Here is a 15,663-nt window from a genome sequence, read left to right as displayed (position 1 = left end):
CCTTCGCGGGCAAGCCCGCTCCCACATTGGGAATGCGTACTCCTGTGGGAGCTGGCTTGCCTGCGATGAGGCCCTGACAAACAACGCAAAAACAGCATCTGTAACCCGAGCACTTAAACGCGCTGCCCAGCCAAAGGGCAACGCAGTTCCATAAAAACAACAGCGAGGTGAAAGCATGTCTGGTAATCGTGGTGTCGTGTATCTCGGCAACGGCAAGGTCGAAGTACAGAAAATCGACTATCCCAAAATGCAGGACCCCCGTGGCAGGAAGATCGAGCATGGCGTCATCCTGCGCGTGGTCTCCACCAACATCTGCGGCTCCGACCAGCACATGGTGCGCGGCCGTACCACCGCCCAGACCGGCCTGGTGCTCGGTCACGAGATCACTGGTGAAGTGATCGAGAAGGGCAGCGACGTCGAGAACCTGAAGATCGGCGACCTGGTTTCCGTCCCCTTCAACGTCGCCTGCGGCCGCTGCCGCTCGTGCAAAGAGCAACACACCGGCGTGTGCCTGACCGTCAACCCGGCGCGTGCCGGGGGGGCCTACGGCTACGTCGACATGGGCGACTGGACCGGCGGCCAGGCCGAATACGTGCTGGTGCCGTACGCCGACTTCAACCTGCTCAAGCTGCCGGACCGCGACAAGGCCATGGAAAAAATCCGCGACCTGACCTGCCTCTCCGACATCCTGCCAACCGGCTACCACGGCGCCGTCACGGCCGGCGTTGGCCCTGGCAGCACCGTGTACATCGCCGGTGCCGGCCCGGTCGGCCTGGCCGCTGCCGCGTCTGCCCGCCTGCTCGGCGCGGCGGTGGTGATCATCGGTGACGTCAACACCATCCGCCTGGCCCACGCCAAGGCCCAGGGTTTTGAAATTGTCGACCTGTCCCAGGACACGCCGCTGCATGAACAGATCGCCGCGTTGCTGGGCGAGCCTGAAGTGGATTGCGCAGTCGACTGCGTGGGCTTCGAAGCCCGTGGTCATGGGCACGACGGCGTCAAGGCGGAAGCCCCGGCCACCGTGCTCAACTCGCTGATGGGCGTGGTGCGCGTGGCGGGCAAGATCGGTATTCCGGGCCTGTACGTCACCGAAGATCCGGGTGCCGTCGACGCCGCCGCGAAAATGGGCAGCCTGAGCATCCGCTTCGGCCTGGGCTGGGCCAAATCCCACAGCTTCCACACCGGCCAGACCCCGGTGATGAAGTACAACCGCGCGCTGATGCAAGCGATCATGTGGGACCGTATCAACATCGCCGAGATCGTCGGTGTGCAGGTCATCAGCCTGGACGACGCGCCAAAAGGCTACGGCGAGTTTGACGCAGGCGTGCCGAAGAAGTTTGTGATCGATCCGCACAAGCTGTTCAGCGCCGCCTAAACCTGGCCGTGCTGTGATCCAAATGTGGGAGGGGGCTTGCCCCCGATGACGGTGTATCAGTCGATATATCTACTGACTGACACTCCGCTATCGGGGGCAAGCCCCCTCCCACATTGGTTTAGCGATTGGCCAACGCCCCTTGGTACACCGTCGGGCCTGTCGGCTGTTTGCTCACCGAGCCGCCTTTGGTTTCCGAACTCACCATCAGCGTGACCGGCTTCTTGATCGACTCTTGCTGGCGCGGGTTGAGGCCGATGATGCCTTTGCCGTCTTCCGGCAACAGGCCAAGGGACACTGGCACGCCGTCTTCGGGGATTGCCCACAGTTCCAGGCTCTGGTCTGGCGCAGGGGTGGCGGCGGCAATCGGTTGCACTTCCAGGTAGTCCTTGTGGGCCATGATCTGCGCAGCGGGCTGCTGGGTCGTGGTCACCAGGGTCGCGGCGGATTTGACCGAGTCTTGGGTGTAAAGGGCACCGCCGATACCAGCGAGCACCACAAGGCAGGCGCCCACGAACAGACGCGGGCCGTTCCAGAATGAGGGTTTGTGCTCAATCACTTGGGGGTCGATCGTAGTCATAGGTCTCTTCCTGACAAATTTTGTAGTCAACTCATGGACCTTGTGCAGGACGATGGGTTCCTGAACCCATCGCCCGTGATCTTCGCTAAAGTGATGCCAATTTGCCTTGATATAGCACTGGGCCAGTGGGCTGGCCGGTCGGTGAGCCGCCTTGTGGCTCCAGGCTCACGGCCAAGGTCAGTGGCGTGGAGAGCAGGGCTTTTTGTGCGTTGCTCAGCTGGATTTGACCTTTACCCGCTGTGGATACCAAGCCCAGTGAAATCGGTTTGCCACCGGCGGGAATCGCCCACAGTTGCAGGGCACGCGCCGGTTCCACGGCGGCCAGGGCCAGGGGCTCGACCTGCAGTCGGTCACCCACCGCCTGCACCCGCAATGCCGGTTGCTGGCTGGCGTTGACCAGGGTGGCGTCGTACGTCACGCCTGGATCGCGGGGGTACAGCACGCCCACCAGCAGCGCCGCGCCCAGCACGCAAGCGGCCGCGAGCAAGCGCCAACTGATCCTGAACGCTTTCTTCGCCGGCATATGCAGCACCTGCGGTTCGATGCGCGCCTGGATGCCCGCCCAAACGTGATCCGGCACCGGGTGTTCCGGCAGCTCGCCGGTCAGCGTGGCGAGGGCGTCCTGCCAATGGCCGAGCTCGACCCGCAGCGCGGGATCTTCCAGCAGCAACCCATCAAAGCGCCGACGCGCGGTCGCGGGCATCAGACCGATGGCGTAGTCGGCCGCGAGGGCGCGGCGCAGGGTCGTGGTTTGGTAGTTCATGATTCAAGGCACCTGCGTAGGCGCTCCATGCCGCGACGGATCCAGGATTTGACCGAGCCCAGCGGCGCCGCCATGTGCGCGGCCAGCTCTGCGCACGACAGGCCCTTGAAGTAGGCCACGCTGATCGATTGACGCTGCATGCCGTCAAGGCTGTCGAGGCAGCGGTTCAGTGCATGGGTATCGCGTTCGCGGTCGAGTTGCTCGTGGGCGCTGGGGCCGTCATCGAGCAGGGCGTCCTGCTGGCCGTCGGCCAGGGGTTGCTCGCGGTGTTTGCGCAGTTGGTCGATGGCCAGGTTACGGGTGATGTTGACCATCCACGTCATCGGCGCCGCTAGGTGGGCCTCGTAGCGCGAGGCGTTGTACCAGATCCGCACGAAGGCTTCCTGCAGCACCTCTTCGGCCAGGTCCGGGCGCCCCATGAACCGCAAGGCAACGCCGTGCAAGCGCGGCGAAACACTGCGGTAAAGGGTTTCGAACGCCTGGCGATTGCCCTCGGCACATCGGGCCAGCAAGGCGCACAACGGATCAGCGTCGTTGATCGAAATAAGGCATCTCCAGGCTCGTGAACGAGGTCGACGGCACTGCGCACGGTAGGCAAAGGGTAGTTCAGCTTGTGCGTTCATTCCATTTCACTCGCGGCGGCGCATGGTGGATATACGCGAGGGCAGGGGATTCGGATGCAGCCTTTTCTGAACTAACCTCCATGTGGGAACAATCCTTCGGGACAGTCAGTCAAACCCATGCTTTCAGCTCTTACATCCAGAGGTTGTTTCAATGAAGATTTCACGCGGTTTCGCCCTTTCCTGCCTGATGACCCTGGCAGCCGGCCCGGTGTTCGCCGCAGGCTTCAGCCTTGGCGATGCAGCCAATGCGATTTCCGGCATGCAAGGTGGCAACAACAAGGCTGCCGCTGCCGCACCGTCGTCCGAGACGGCCGATTTGCTGAGCACACTGACCTCGCAACTGAACATCACCCCCGAGCAAGCCATTGGCGGCACCGGCGCGATGCTCGGCCTGGCCAAGAACAAGCTGAGTGGCAATGACTACTCGCAACTGGGCAACAGCGTGCCGGGCCTGGATCAGCTGTCGGGCAACAATGCCCTGGGCAGCCTCGGCGCCTTGAGCGGGATGCTCGGCCAGGCCGGTGGCAGCAAGACCAGCGGCCTGGACGGCCTGCTGGGTAACGTGAAGAGCACCAACGACCTGAACACCGCGTTCGGCGCCCTGGGTATGGACAGCGGCATGATCGCCCAGTTTGCCCCGGTGATCCTGCAGTTCCTGGGCGGCCAGGGTGCCAACGAATCGTTGCTGGGCAAATTGGCCCAGGCGTGGGGCACCGGCAGCTAAGAACGCTCTGCGCGCAGTTGTTCGATGCGCGCATCCTTCTCGTTCCAGAGCTGGTTCACCCAGTTCTGGACGGTCTGGCGAAACGCCGGATCGTTCTCGTAATCCCCCTGCCACAACGCCGGGTCCAGTTCACGGGTACGGATGTCGATGATCACTTCTGGCACCGCGCCGCTGATCAAATCCCAGAACCCCGGAATCTTTTGCTGTGGATACACCACGGTCACATCGAGGATCGCGTCCAACTGTTCGCCCATCGCCGCCAGCACGAAGGCCACGCCGCCCGCCTTGGGCTTGAGCAGGCGCCTGAACGGTGAGTCCTGCTGCTGGCGCTTGGCCTCGTTGAAGCGCGTCCCTTCCAGGTAATTGACCACCGTCACCGGCTGGCGCTTGAACAATTCACAGGCCTGTTTGGTGATTTGCAGATCCTGCCCGGCCAGTTCCGGATGCTTGGCCAGGAACGCCTTGCTGTAGCGCTTCATGAAGGGGTAATCCAGCGCCCACCAGGCCAGGCCGAGGAACGGCACCCAGATCAGCTCTTTTTTCAGGAAGAATTTGAAGAACGGCGTGCGCCGGTTGAGGGCCTGGATCAGCGCCGGGATGTCCACCCAGGATTGGTGGTTGCTGATCACCAGGTAGGAGGTGTCGCGACGCAGGTCGTCGCCGCCGCGAATATCCCAGCGGGTGGGGATGCAGCGCGCGAAGATCAGTTTGTCGATCTCGGCCCAGGTCTCGGCGATCCACATCACCGCCCAGGACATAGAGTCGCGAGAACGGCCAGGGGCGACCAGCTTGAGCAGGGCAAACACCATCAACGGACCGATCAGGACCAGGGTGTTGAGCAATAGCAGCAGTGTGACCAGACAGCCGGTGAGCAGGCGGCGCATAAGCAACTCTTGGGATCTTGTGGGCGGGCCATGATAAGAGAGCTGAGTCTAGAGACCAAATCGCAAAGTATCGGACGAATGTTTCACAATGTGCCGGGTATGGTTCGGCAGAGCTAACTAAGTGCCGCGCGTGCGGTCTAGAATCCGCCTACTTCTTTCCGAGGACATGCCTTCGTGAAACTTCTATTTGCCTCGCTTGCCCTGGTTGCCTTGCCGGTCATGGCTGCTGAACCGACCCTTTACGGTCGCTACGAATACATCCAGTTGCCGGAGATCGGCCAAACCTTCAAGGCCAAGATGGACACTGGCGCGCTCACCGCTTCGCTGTCGGCCCGTGACATCGAAACCTTCCAGCGCGATGGCGATGACTGGGTGCGTTTCCGTCTCGGCGGCAAGGATGCGTCGGACAAAGTCTACGAGCACAAGGTCGCGCGGATCAGCAAGATCAAGAGCCGCGCCGACGAAGATGACGAGAAGGACGAACCCGCCGTGGCCAAGCGCCCGGTGATCGACCTGGAAATGTGCCTGGGCAACGTCAAGCGCACCGTCGAGGTCAACCTCACCGACCGCAGCAGCTTCAACTACCCGCTGCTGATCGGTGCCAAGGCCCTGCGTGAATTCGGCGCTGCGGTAAACCCGGCCCGTCGTTACACTGCCGACAAACCGGACTGCTGACAGAGCCCCATGCCCCACATCCTGATTGTCGAAGACGAAGCGGCGATAGCCGATACGCTGCTGTTCGCCCTGCAAGGCGAGGGTTTCACCACCACCTGGCTGAGCCTCGGCCAGGAGGCGCTGGCCTATCAGCGCCAGACCCCGGCTGACCTGATCATCCTCGACATCGGCCTGCCGGACATCACCGGCTTTGAAACCTGCAAGCAATTGCGCCGCTTCAGTGAAGTGCCGGTGATGTTCCTCAGTGCCCGTGACGGCGAGATCGATCGGGTGGTGGGTCTGGAAATCGGCGCCGATGATTATGTGGTCAAGCCGTTCAGCCCGCGGGAAGTGGCGGCGCGGGTGCGGGCGATCCTCAAGCGTGTAGGACCCGGTGTTGCGCCGGCGGTGTTTCAGGTGGACCTGGAACGCATGCAGATCAACTATCGCGGCCAGCCCCTGAGCCTGACGCGGCATGAATTCCGTTTGTTGCAAAGCCTGCTGGAACAGCCCGAGCGTGTGTTCAGCCGTGAGCAATTGTTGGACGCGGTCGGCGTGGCCGCGGATGCCGGTTACGAACGCAATATCGACAGCCATATCAAAAGCCTGCGCAGCAAGTTGCGCAGCGTCGCCGCCGAGGCCGAGCCGATCCAGACCCATCGCGGCCTCGGCTACAGCTACAGCCCGAGCCACAGCTGATGCGCCTGGGGCTGCGGATCTTCTTGGTGTACGCGCTGTTTATCGGCCTGACCGGTTATTTCGTGCTCAGCACGGTGATGAAGGAAATCCGCCCCGGCGTGCGTCAGTCCACCGAGGAAACCCTGGTGGACACCGCCAACCTGCTCGCCGAGATCCTGCGCGATGACGTGAAAAACGGCACCCTTGGTCAAAGCCACTGGCCCGAATTGCTCAAGGCCTATGGCAACCGCCAGCCAGGGGCGACCATCTGGGGGCTGCCGAAAAACCAGGTCAACCACCGCATCTACGTGACCGATGCCAAGGGCACCGTGCTGCTCGACTCCACGGGCGAAGCGGTGGGCCAGGATTACTCCAAATGGAACGACGTGTACCTGACCCTGCGCGGCGAGTACGGCGCCCGTTCCACCCGCAGCGCAGCGGATGACGCCGCGTCGTCGGTGATGCACGTCGGTGCGCCGATCCGCGACAACGGCCAGATCATCGGCGTGGTCACCGTGGCCAAGCCCAACAGTTCGTTGCAGCCCTATGTGGACCGCACCGAGCGGCGCTTGCTGTGGTACGGCGCCGGCCTGGTGGTGCTGGGCCTGTTGCTCGGGGCGTTGCTGTCGTGGTGGCTGAGCGTGGCCCTGCGTCGGCTCACGGCCTACGCAGAGGCGGTCAGCGAAGGTCGGCGGGCCGAGTTGCCGCATTACCGTGGCGGCGAGCTCAAGCAGCTGTCCACCGCCGTGGAGCACATGCGCACGCAGTTGGAGGGCAAGGCCTACGTCGAACATTACGTGCACACCCTGACCCACGAACTGAAAAGCCCGCTGGCGGCGATTCGCGGCGCGGCGGAGCTGTTGCAGGGCGACATGAGCCGCGAGCAGCAGCAGCGCTTTGTCGGCAATATCGACAGCGAAAGCGCGCGCTTGCAGCAGTTGATCGAACGCCTGCTGAACCTGGCGCAAGTCGAGCAACGCCAGGGGCTGGAAGAGCAGGCGCAGATTCCGCTGGCGACTATGGTCGAGGACGTGCTCAAGGCCCAATGTGCGCGGATCGAAGGCGCGGGCCTGCATGTCGAGCAAAGGATAACGGCGGATGTGAAGGTGTATGGCGAACCCTTCCTGCTGCGCCAGGCCCTCGGCAACCTGCTGGACAACGCCTTGGACTTCACCCCGCCCGGTGGGGTGTTGCGGTTCAGCGCGCAGGTGCAGCACAACGCTGTGCACGTCAGCCTGTTCAACCAGGCCGCACCGATTCCCGACTACGCCCTGCCGCGCCTGAGCGAGCGTTTCTACTCGCTGCCACGCCCGGCCAGCGGGCGCAAAAGCACCGGCCTGGGCCTCAACTTTGTCGAAGAAGTGATGAAGCTGCACGGCGGCGCGTTGCAGATCGGCAATGTGCAAGGTGGGGTGAACGTGGTGCTGCATCTCCACACAGTCTCCACAGTGCCCACATAAATCTCCCACACAGGCTGCCCAGACTCTCCCCATCAAAACAGGGAGAGTCCCATGAACCGCAGTCTGCTTTTCAAACTTGGCGCGATTGCGCTGCTGATGCTGGTGTTGCTGATTCCACTGCTGATGATCAACGGCATCATCGGCGATCGCCAAAACACTCGCGATGCCGTGCTGGATGACATCGCCCGCAGCTCCAGTTACAGCCAGCGTCTGACTGGCCCGTTAATGGTGGTGCCGTACCGCAAGACTGTGCGCGAGTGGAAGCTCAATGAAAAGCTCAACAAACGCTACGAAGTCACCCGTGAAGAGCGCGGCCGTTTGTACTTCCTGCCAGACAGCTTCGAACTCGACGGCAAGGTGCAGACCGAACTGCGCGCCCGTGGCATCTACCAGGCGCGGCTGTTCCATGCCGACAACCGTATCAGCGGGCATTTCGAACTGCCGGCACAACTGGGCATCACCGAAGACTTTGCCGACTACCGCTTTGAACCGGCGTTCCTGGCGGTGGGTATCAGCGATATTCGTGGCATCGAGAACTCGCTGAAACTGGAACTGGGCAGCCAGCGCCTGGACTTCGAACCGGGCTCCCAAGTCGACTGGCTGGGCGAGGGCGTGCACGTGGAGCTGCCGGAGCAGGACAGTAAAAAACCTTATGTCGTGACCTTCGCTTTCGACCTGCGCCTGCAAGGCACCGAACAACTGCAAGTGGTGCCGGTGGGCAAGGTCAGCCAAGTGTCACTCGCCTCCAACTGGCCGCATCCGAGCTTTATCGGCAACTTCCTGCCGGCCCAGCGTGACGTCACCGATCAGGGCTTCAGCGCCAACTGGCAGACCTCATTCTTTTCCACCAACCTTGAGCAGGCGCTGCAAAGTTGCCTGGACGGGCAGGGCTGCAAGGACTTCAACAACCGCAGCTTCGGCGTCAACTTCATCGACCCGGTGGACCAGTACCTCAAGAGCGACCGCGCGATCAAATATGCGCTGCTGTTTATCGCCCTGACTTTTGCCGGCTTCTTTCTGTTTGAAGTGCTCAAGAGCCTGGCAGTGCACCCGGTGCAGTACGCGTTGGTGGGCTTTGCCCTGGCGTTTTTCTACCTGCTGCTGTTGTCGTTGTCCGAGCACATCGGCTTTGCCCTGGCTTACCTGATCTCGGCGAGTGCCTGCGTGTTGTTGATCGGTTTCTACGTGTGCCATGTGCTGCGCAGCGTCAGCCACGGGCTGGGGTTTTCGGCGGGGTTGGCGGCGTTGTATGCCTTGCTCTACGGGCTGTTGAGTGCCGAGGATTACGCGCTGCTGATGGGCTCGCTGTTGCTGTTTGGGTTGCTGGGCACGGTGATGGTGCTGACGCGCAAACTGGATTGGTATGGCGTGGGCAAGCGCAAGGTGGTGGAGCCGTTGCAGTTTGATCTGGAGGCGGTGCAATGATTGGGTTAAGGGAAGATCATCAGATGAAGGCGAGGCTAGTCAACTTCCTCAACCATGCCACTGGACAATGTGGGAGCGGGCTTGCTCGCGAAAGCGGTGGGTCAGTCAATGAATCCGTTACTGATAGACCGCATTCGCGAGCAAGCTCGCTCCCACAGGGGAATGTCGGTGGGGGTTAGGCGGGAGGTTGGGTTTCAAGCATCGACGGACGCTGGCTGACCTCGGCGTACCAGGCGGCGAGCTGCGGGTTGTCGAGGCGCCATTGCAGGTCCGGGTGGCGGAAGTCCAGATAACCCAAGGCACACGCCACGCTTATCGCGGCGATGTCGAAATGGCTGGCCAACTCGGCAATCGCTTCGGCTTCCAACTCGGCGACACTGCGGCGGATCTTGTTGCGCTGCTCATCCAGCCACTGGTCCCAATGCTTCTGCACCGGGCGCATCGCGGTCTCGTAGCGCACCAGCACGGCGGCATCCATGATGCCGTCGGCCATTGAGGCCAGGGTCAGGCGGCGCCAGCGGGCGGAGCCGTCGCGGGGGATCAGCGGGTTGCCGACGTGCTGGTGGTCGAGGTAATCGAGGATCACCCGGCTGTCGTGCAGCATCGAACCGTCGGCCAGGCGCAGGGCCGGGATCTTGCCCACGGGGTTGCCTTGCACCACTTGCAGGTCGGGCTGGACCGGCGTCGGCAGGGTGGCTTGCAGCGCCACGCGGTCCTGTTGGCCGGTTTCGATCAGCAGCACGCGGACCTTGCGCACGAAGGGCGAGGCGGGGTTGTGGAACAGGGTCATGGTGGGCATGGGCATTCCTCAAGATGGCAGCGGCTAGCCTAGAGGCATTTGTGGTGTTTTTGAAGGCCTCTTCGCGAGCAAGCCCGCTCCCACATTTGACCCCATTTTGTCAGGCGGATCGCGGTCGAATGTGGGAGCGGGCGTGCTCGCGAAAGCGCCATCAGCTACGCCGCTTAAACAACCCCCAAGTGCCAAGCGCCGCTGGCACACCCAACCCCACCCAACTCAACGCATCCCACCACCCATCCCCCAGCAACGCCGCAAACAACCCGGCCGCACTGAGCACGCCAATCCCCAAGGGAATGCCAAACACCTTCCAGAAACTCGACTGTCTTGGCTTCATGTCTTGCGCCTGACGATCCACAGGTAAATACCGCTGAGCAACACGATGATGGTCAGCACATCCAGCACAGCCCACAAAATCTTCATCGGCATGCCGCCGTAGTCGCCAAAGTGCAGCGGCTGGGACATGCCCATGGCGTCCATGTACCACGGCCGCTCGGCGATGGCAGTGACGGCCAGGGTGCTGGCGTCGATCAATACCGGCGTGAGCAGGTGCGAGGTCAGGTGCGTGCTGCCCTTCATGAACACCGCGTAGTGGTGCTCGCTGGAAAAGCGCGTGCCGGGGAAGGCGATAAAGTCTGGCTGCATGCCCGGTGCGGCCTTGGCGGCGATGGTCAGCAAGTCCGTTGCCGGGGCGCGCTGGGTCAAGGGCGGGGCGTTTTTGTAGGGTTCGATCATCGCGCCGAGGCTGTCCTGGCGCCAGGCGGCGATGATCAGGTCGGCGCAGGCGCTGATCACGCCGGTGACGCCGACCACCAGGGCCCAGGTCAGGGTCACCACGCCGATCAGGTTATGCAGGTCGAGCCAGCGCAGGCGTGTGGATTTGTCGTGGCGCACCGTGGCGAACCTCAGGCGGCGCATGAACGGCAGGTACAACACCGTGCCCGAGATGATTGCCAGCACAAACAGAATGCCCATGAACGCCAGCAGCAACTTGCCCGGCAGCCCGGCGAACATATCCACATGCAGACGCAGCAGGAACAGGGTGAAGCCGCCATTTGCCGACGGCATCTGCACCGCATCGCCCGTACGCGCATCCAGCATGAAGGTGTGCGACGAATTGGGTTCGGTACCGGCAGTGGCGGCCATGATCGCGATCACACCGTTTGGGTCGTCCTCGTCCCAGGCCAGGTACTGCATGGCCTCGCCGGGGCGATGGGCCTGGGCCTTGGCCACCAGCTGTTCGAGGTTGAGCTGCGGCGTATCGGCGGGCATCTGCGCCAGCGCCGGCTCGTTGCCCAGCAGGTGGTCGATCTCGTGGTGGAACACCAGCGGCAGGCCGGTGAGGGCAAGCAGCAGCAGGAATACGGTGCAGATCAGGCTGGTCCAGGTGTGGACGAAGGACCAACCGCGGATGGTAGTGCTTTTCATTTTCCAGCCTTCAGACATGCCGAGGCCGCCCACTGGGGGCGGCCCGGCTGTTAACTCAGCCGATCACCACTGGTAGGTGGCGCTGGCAACGACGCTGCGTTGGTCACCGAAGTAGCAATAATTGGCGTCGCAGGTCGACAGGTAGTCCTTGTTGAACAAGTTGGTGGCGTTGAGCTTCACCGATGCGCCCTTGAGGGCGTTGTCCAGGCGGCTGAGGTCGTAATGCACCGAACCGTCGAACACGGTGTAGGCGTTGGCCTTGCCCAGCCAGGTGTTGGCCTGGTCGCCATAGGTGTTGCCGGTATAACGCGCGCCAAAGCCGACGCCGAAACCATCGAGTGGGCCGGTGTGCCACGTGTAGTCAGTCCACAGCGAGGCTTGCTGGTTGGGCATCAAGGTCAGGCGGTTGCCTTTGTAGATGCCTTTTTGCACCTCGGACTTGGCCAGGGTGTAAGCGGCGATGACCTTGAGGTTCTCGGTCACGTCAGACACGGCTTCCAGCTCCAGGCCCTTGACCTTCACTTCGCCGGTCTGGCTGTTGATCTGCTGGTTGCCAGCGCCAAGGGTGGTCACTTGCACGTTCTTCTGGGTCAGATCGTAGACCGCCGCCGTCAGCAGCGTGTTGGAACCGGGCGGCTGATACTTGACGCCCATTTCCCACTGTTTGCCTTCGGTCGGTTTGAAGGTCTTGGCCGCACTGGTATCGGCGTTGCTCGCCGGTTGGAACGATTCGGCGTAGGACAAGTACGGTACGAAGCCGGAATCGAACACATAGCTCAGCGCTGCGTTGCCGCTGAAGTGTTTGATGCGGTCGGTGTTGGTCGCATCGCTGTCGTTGAAGTAAGTGGTGGCCTGATGCACCCAGTCTTCGCGCCCGCCCAGGGTCAGGCGCCATTTGTCCAGGGCCATCTGGTCCTGTACGTAGAGGCCGGTCTGCACGGTTTTCTGGTTGTAGTCGTAGAACGGCCGGACGTCGGTCGGGCGCACCGTCGGCGTGGTATTGACCGGGTTGAAGATGTTGATACCCGAAGCGGTGCCGTAAATCGCGCGGTAGGACGTATCGGTACGCTGGTGGTCCAGGCCCAGCAGCAAGGTGTGGATCACGTCGCCAGTGGCGAAGTCGGCCTGGAAGTTGTTGTCCACCGCAAACTGGCCGATGTTCTCGTCCACATTGGTGGTCGAACGGCTGATATTGCCCGCGGCATCCGCCGGCGAATAGGCATAGGAGCCCACAGTCAATTGCTGGAACGATAATTCCGACTTGGTGTAGCGCAGGTTCTGCTTGAACTGCCACGTATCGTTGAAACGGTGTTCGAAGGCATAACCCAGCGCGTAGTAGGTACGGTCGTAGAACTCGTAGTCCGGGTCGCCCAGGTTCTTGTGATGGGACACTTCGCCCAGCGGCGATTTGATCTTGGTGCCCTGGATCGGCATGAACTGGCTGGTGGTGCCGGTATCGTCGCGGGTGAACTGCGAGAGCAAGGTCAGTTTGGTGTCGGGGTCGACGTTCCAGGTCAGGCTGGGGGCGATGTTGTAGCGCTTGTTATCGATATGATCGACCTGAGTGCCGGCATCGCGCACCACGCCGCTGAGGCCGTAGAGGAACTGGCCTTCCTCGTCGATCTTGCCGGTGCTGGCGAAGTTGATCTGGCGGTAGTTGTCGCTGCCGTATTGCACTTGGACGGCATGGCTCGATTCTTCGCTGGGACGGCGGCTGACCATGTCCAGGAGGCCTCCCGGTGGCGTCTGGCCGTACACCGACGACGCGGGGCCGCGCAGCAGGGCGAGGCGGTCGAGGTTCCAGGTCTCGGCCTTCGGGTTGGCGTAGACGCCGCGCGGCAGTGGCAGGCCGTCGAGGAACTGGGTCGGTTCGAAGCCGCGTACGCGCATCCAGTCGTAGCGGGTGTCGCTGCCGTAGCTCGCGGAGACGATACCGGGCATGTATTTGACCGCGTCATCCAGGTTCTGCACGTTGCGGTCTTGCATCTGCTGGCGGGTGGCGACGGAAATCGAGCGCGGCGCCTCGACCAGGGCGGTATCGGTCTTGGTCCCGGCAGCGGTGCGTGTTGCGACATACCCGTCCACCGGGCCCCAGGCGCTTTCATAGCTGCCTTGGCCAATGATATTGGTCTGCGGCAACGCCACTACACCCTCCGGGATTGCCACCAGCGTGTACGTGCCCGCGCTGCTCTGTTCCAACTGCAAGCCCGTGCCGCGCAGGGCTTCGCGCAGTGCGCCCGGTGCATCGAACTGGCCTTGGACCGGGGCCGAGGTCTTGCCGGCGGCGAGCGCCGGGTTGAGGGTCAGGGCCAGGCCCGCTTGGCTGGCGATCTGGTTCAGGGTGGCCGCCAGGGGCGCCGCCGGCAGGTTGTAGGCACGCACGCTGGAGGCCTGTTCGGCGGCGATCAGCAAGGGGCTGGCCAGCGGGGTACCGAGGGCGATGGCCACGGCTAACAGGCTGGGGCGCAGCAGGGTGTCTAGCGTGCGGGACATGGGGCGGCTCCTGAATGGAAATATTTCTCAATTGCCTAGGTGCCGAACGAGAATCGAAAAGTGATAGGGCTGGGTGTAATTATTTTTTTGCGCTGTTCTTGGGGGCCTCTTCGCGAGCAAGCCCGCTCCCACACTTGACCGCATTCGTTCCGGTAGAGCGCGGTCGAATGTGGGAGCGGGCTTGCTCGCGAAAGCAATCGGCCAGGCACTACAGAACCTAAGGCTTGGCGCTGACAGTCACCCACCACGGCGTATGCTGCTCGATCTGAACCGGCAAAGTCGGCAGCAGCGCATTCAACGCCAGGGTTGTGTCATGCAGCGGGAAGCTGCCGGTGATCCGCAGGTCGGCCACATTGTTATCCACGCCCAGGTGCCCGGTGCGATAACGGCTGAGTTCCTCGATCACATCCCCCAGGCGTGCGTTGTCCACCACCAGCATGCCGCGCGTCCAGGCGTCGGTAGCCGGGGTGACGGCCAGCGTCGGGCCCAGCCCGTCGCTGCGCATCAGCACTTGCTGGCCTTCCTTGAACACCTGTTCGTGCGGCGACGTTTCGGGCTGGGCGCCGACGGCCGATTGCAGCACGCTCAAGCGCGTGGCGTGGTCTTCGCGCTTGACGATAAACCGCGTGCCCAGTGCGCGCAGGCTGCCGTCGCGGGTCTGCACATAGAACGGCCGCGCGTCGTTGTGGCCGGTTTCGACGAGGATTTCGCCGTCCTGCAACACGATCAGCCGGCGCTTTTCATCGAAGCGTACGTCGATGGCGCTGTGGGTGTTGAGGTTGATCAGCGTGCCGTCCGGCAACTTCAGCGTGCGCTGCTCGCCAGTGGCGGTGCGTTGGTCGGCCAGCCAATAGTGGATCGGTACGTAGCGCTCGCCGGCGAACAACGCCAGGCCGATGACCAGCGCGATGCTTGCCAGCCCGCTGCCGAGCTTGCGCACCCGCTGGCGAATGCCCTCGCGGGACTGCAACAACGCCACCCGCGCCGGGCCCGAGGCGGCGCTGAAACGCTGGTCGAGCATGCCCAACTGGCGCCAGGCGCGGGCGTGTTCTTCGTCGCTGGCCAGCCATTTGTCGAACTCTTCGCGCTCAACCGCGCTGCCGTCGCCGGAATCGAGGGACAGTTGCCAGGCAATCGCCGCGTCCAGCACGCGGGACGACACCGGTTTGGAACTGATCGTGTTCACTGCGGCTCGCCATACAGCGCGATGTAGCACTGGCGAATGCCCTGGGCCAGGTATTGGCGCACGCGAGGCACCGACACGCCAAGGCGCTGGGCGATTTCGGCGTGGCCGAGGCCGTCGAGGCGGTTATACAGGAAGGCGGCGCGGGCCTTGCTCGACAGCTTGCCGAGCAGGCGGTCGATGGCCTTGAGGTCTTCGAGGATCAGTTGCTGTTCTTCCGGCGAGGGGTGTTCGCTTTCCGGGATCAGCATCAGTTCGGTGAGGTAGGCCTGTTCCAGTGCGGCGCGGCGGAAGTAGTCGAACAACAGGCCCTTGGCGATGGCCACCAGGAACGCCCGGGGTTCGCGGGGTTCGCGCAACTCGTCACGGCCGAGCAGGCGCATGAAGGTGTCCTGGCTCAGGTCTTCGGCGCGGCTCGGGCAGGCTACGTTGCGTCGCAGCCAGGCCAGCAGCCAGCCGCGATGGTCGCGATACAACGCGCCAACAAGCTCACTGCGTGGGGTCTGGATCGACGACAAGGATCACCTGGCAAACAAAACGTTTAAACTAACGAGAATTATTCGCGATTGTGTCAGAGCCGTAGGGTGGACGCAATTGGCG

Annotated in this window: 16 protein-coding genes; 6 read left to right on the top strand and 10 right to left on the bottom strand. The window is 62.8% G+C overall.

The window, feature by feature from the left end:
• The first annotated feature begins 175 nt into the window (after positions 1 to 175).
• Positions 176 to 1,375: a formaldehyde dehydrogenase, glutathione-independent gene (fdhA, locus tag LIY36_RS00495; RefSeq protein ID WP_192299859.1), complete on the top strand. Its 1,200-nt coding sequence runs from the start codon at positions 176 to 178 to the stop codon at positions 1,373 to 1,375.
• 118 nt (positions 1,376 to 1,493) lie between these two features.
• Here the strand turns inward: fdhA and LIY36_RS00490 are convergent, their stop codons facing one another.
• From LIY36_RS00490 to LIY36_RS00480, 3 genes are all read right to left on the bottom strand, one after another.
• The gene (locus LIY36_RS00490; protein ID WP_226454495.1) at positions 1,494 to 1,952 is read right to left on the bottom strand and encodes an anti-sigma factor; all 459 of its coding nucleotides are present in this window, start codon (positions 1,950 to 1,952) and stop codon (positions 1,494 to 1,496) included.
• A gap of 85 nt (positions 1,953 to 2,037) precedes the next feature.
• Positions 2,038 to 2,715, bottom strand: coding sequence for an anti-sigma factor (locus LIY36_RS00485; RefSeq protein ID WP_226454494.1), 678 nt, complete (start codon positions 2,713 to 2,715; stop codon positions 2,038 to 2,040).
• A complete protein-coding gene (locus LIY36_RS00480) occupies positions 2,712 to 3,338 on the bottom strand; it encodes an RNA polymerase sigma factor (RefSeq protein WP_226454493.1) in 627 nt (208 codons plus the stop codon). Before LIY36_RS00480 ends, LIY36_RS00485 begins: the two co-directional genes overlap by 4 nt.
• 151 nt (positions 3,339 to 3,489) lie before the next feature.
• Here LIY36_RS00480 and LIY36_RS00475 point away from each other — a divergent pair, with 151 nt between their 5' ends.
• On the top strand, positions 3,490 to 4,062 hold the full coding sequence (locus tag LIY36_RS00475) for a DUF2780 domain-containing protein (RefSeq protein WP_226454492.1): 573 nt from the start codon (positions 3,490 to 3,492) through the stop codon (positions 4,060 to 4,062).
• On the opposite strand, the gene LIY36_RS00470 is transcribed toward LIY36_RS00475, so the two are convergent.
• Positions 4,059 to 4,946 (bottom strand): acyltransferase, encoded by an 888-nt coding sequence (locus LIY36_RS00470; protein WP_226454491.1) that lies wholly within the window; start codon positions 4,944 to 4,946, stop codon positions 4,059 to 4,061. The two genes, LIY36_RS00475 and LIY36_RS00470, sit on opposite strands and share 4 nt — an antisense overlap.
• A 174-nt stretch (positions 4,947 to 5,120) precedes the next feature.
• Between LIY36_RS00470 and rloA2 the strand changes: the two genes are divergently transcribed.
• The 4 genes from rloA2 to creD are packed head-to-tail and all read left to right on the top strand — an operon-like array spanning position 5,121 to position 9,163.
• The gene (rloA2, locus tag LIY36_RS00465; protein WP_192299853.1) at positions 5,121 to 5,621 is read left to right on the top strand and encodes a retropepsin-like aspartic peptidase RloA2; all 501 of its coding nucleotides are present in this window, start codon (positions 5,121 to 5,123) and stop codon (positions 5,619 to 5,621) included.
• 9 nt (positions 5,622 to 5,630) lie between these two features.
• Positions 5,631 to 6,299 carry a two-component system response regulator CreB gene (gene creB / locus LIY36_RS00460; RefSeq protein ID WP_226454490.1) on the top strand — a complete coding sequence of 223 codons (669 nt, stop codon included), beginning with the start codon at positions 5,631 to 5,633 and terminating at the stop codon, positions 6,297 to 6,299.
• Complete coding sequence (creC, locus tag LIY36_RS00455; protein WP_192299851.1) at positions 6,299 to 7,738, top strand: two-component system sensor histidine kinase CreC; 1,440 nt, start codon at positions 6,299 to 6,301, stop codon at positions 7,736 to 7,738. The genes creB and creC overlap by 1 nt, the downstream gene beginning before the upstream one ends.
• A 51-nt stretch (positions 7,739 to 7,789) precedes the next feature.
• Positions 7,790 to 9,163, top strand: coding sequence for a cell envelope integrity protein CreD (gene creD / locus LIY36_RS00450; protein ID WP_226454489.1), 1,374 nt, complete (start codon positions 7,790 to 7,792; stop codon positions 9,161 to 9,163).
• Between the two features lie 175 nt (positions 9,164 to 9,338).
• Here the strand turns inward: creD and LIY36_RS00445 are convergent, their stop codons facing one another.
• The 6 genes from LIY36_RS00445 to LIY36_RS00420 all read right to left on the bottom strand — a co-directional run bounded on the left by LIY36_RS00445 (position 9,339) and on the right by LIY36_RS00420 (position 15,581).
• A complete protein-coding gene (locus tag LIY36_RS00445) occupies positions 9,339 to 9,968 on the bottom strand; it encodes a glutathione S-transferase N-terminal domain-containing protein (protein WP_226454488.1) in 630 nt (209 codons plus the stop codon).
• Between the two features lie 145 nt (positions 9,969 to 10,113).
• Positions 10,114 to 10,296, bottom strand: a complete 183-nt coding sequence (locus LIY36_RS00440; protein ID WP_226454487.1) for a hypothetical protein — start codon at positions 10,294 to 10,296, stop codon at positions 10,114 to 10,116.
• Complete coding sequence (locus LIY36_RS00435; protein WP_226454486.1) at positions 10,293 to 11,387, bottom strand: PepSY-associated TM helix domain-containing protein; 1,095 nt, start codon at positions 11,385 to 11,387, stop codon at positions 10,293 to 10,295. The genes LIY36_RS00440 and LIY36_RS00435 overlap by 4 nt, the downstream gene beginning before the upstream one ends.
• Positions 11,388 to 11,450: 63 nt before the next feature.
• Positions 11,451 to 13,880 (bottom strand): TonB-dependent siderophore receptor, encoded by a 2,430-nt coding sequence (locus tag LIY36_RS00430; RefSeq protein WP_226454485.1) that lies wholly within the window; start codon positions 13,878 to 13,880, stop codon positions 11,451 to 11,453.
• Positions 13,881 to 14,097: 217 nt separating this feature from the next.
• Positions 14,098 to 15,066 carry a FecR domain-containing protein gene (locus tag LIY36_RS00425; protein ID WP_226454484.1) on the bottom strand — a complete coding sequence of 323 codons (969 nt, stop codon included), beginning with the start codon at positions 15,064 to 15,066 and terminating at the stop codon, positions 14,098 to 14,100.
• Positions 15,063 to 15,581: an RNA polymerase sigma factor gene (locus LIY36_RS00420; protein ID WP_226454483.1), complete on the bottom strand. Its 519-nt coding sequence runs from the start codon at positions 15,579 to 15,581 to the stop codon at positions 15,063 to 15,065. Before LIY36_RS00420 ends, LIY36_RS00425 begins: the two co-directional genes overlap by 4 nt.
• Between the last annotated feature and the right edge of the window lie 82 nt (positions 15,582 to 15,663).

It is taken from the genome of Pseudomonas sp. AF03-9 (genome assembly GCF_020515815.1).
Lineage (GTDB): Bacteria > Pseudomonadota > Gammaproteobacteria > Pseudomonadales > Pseudomonadaceae > Aquipseudomonas.
Note: the sequence above shows the minus strand (reverse complement) of the source record. Positions and strands in the feature narration are given on the sequence as shown.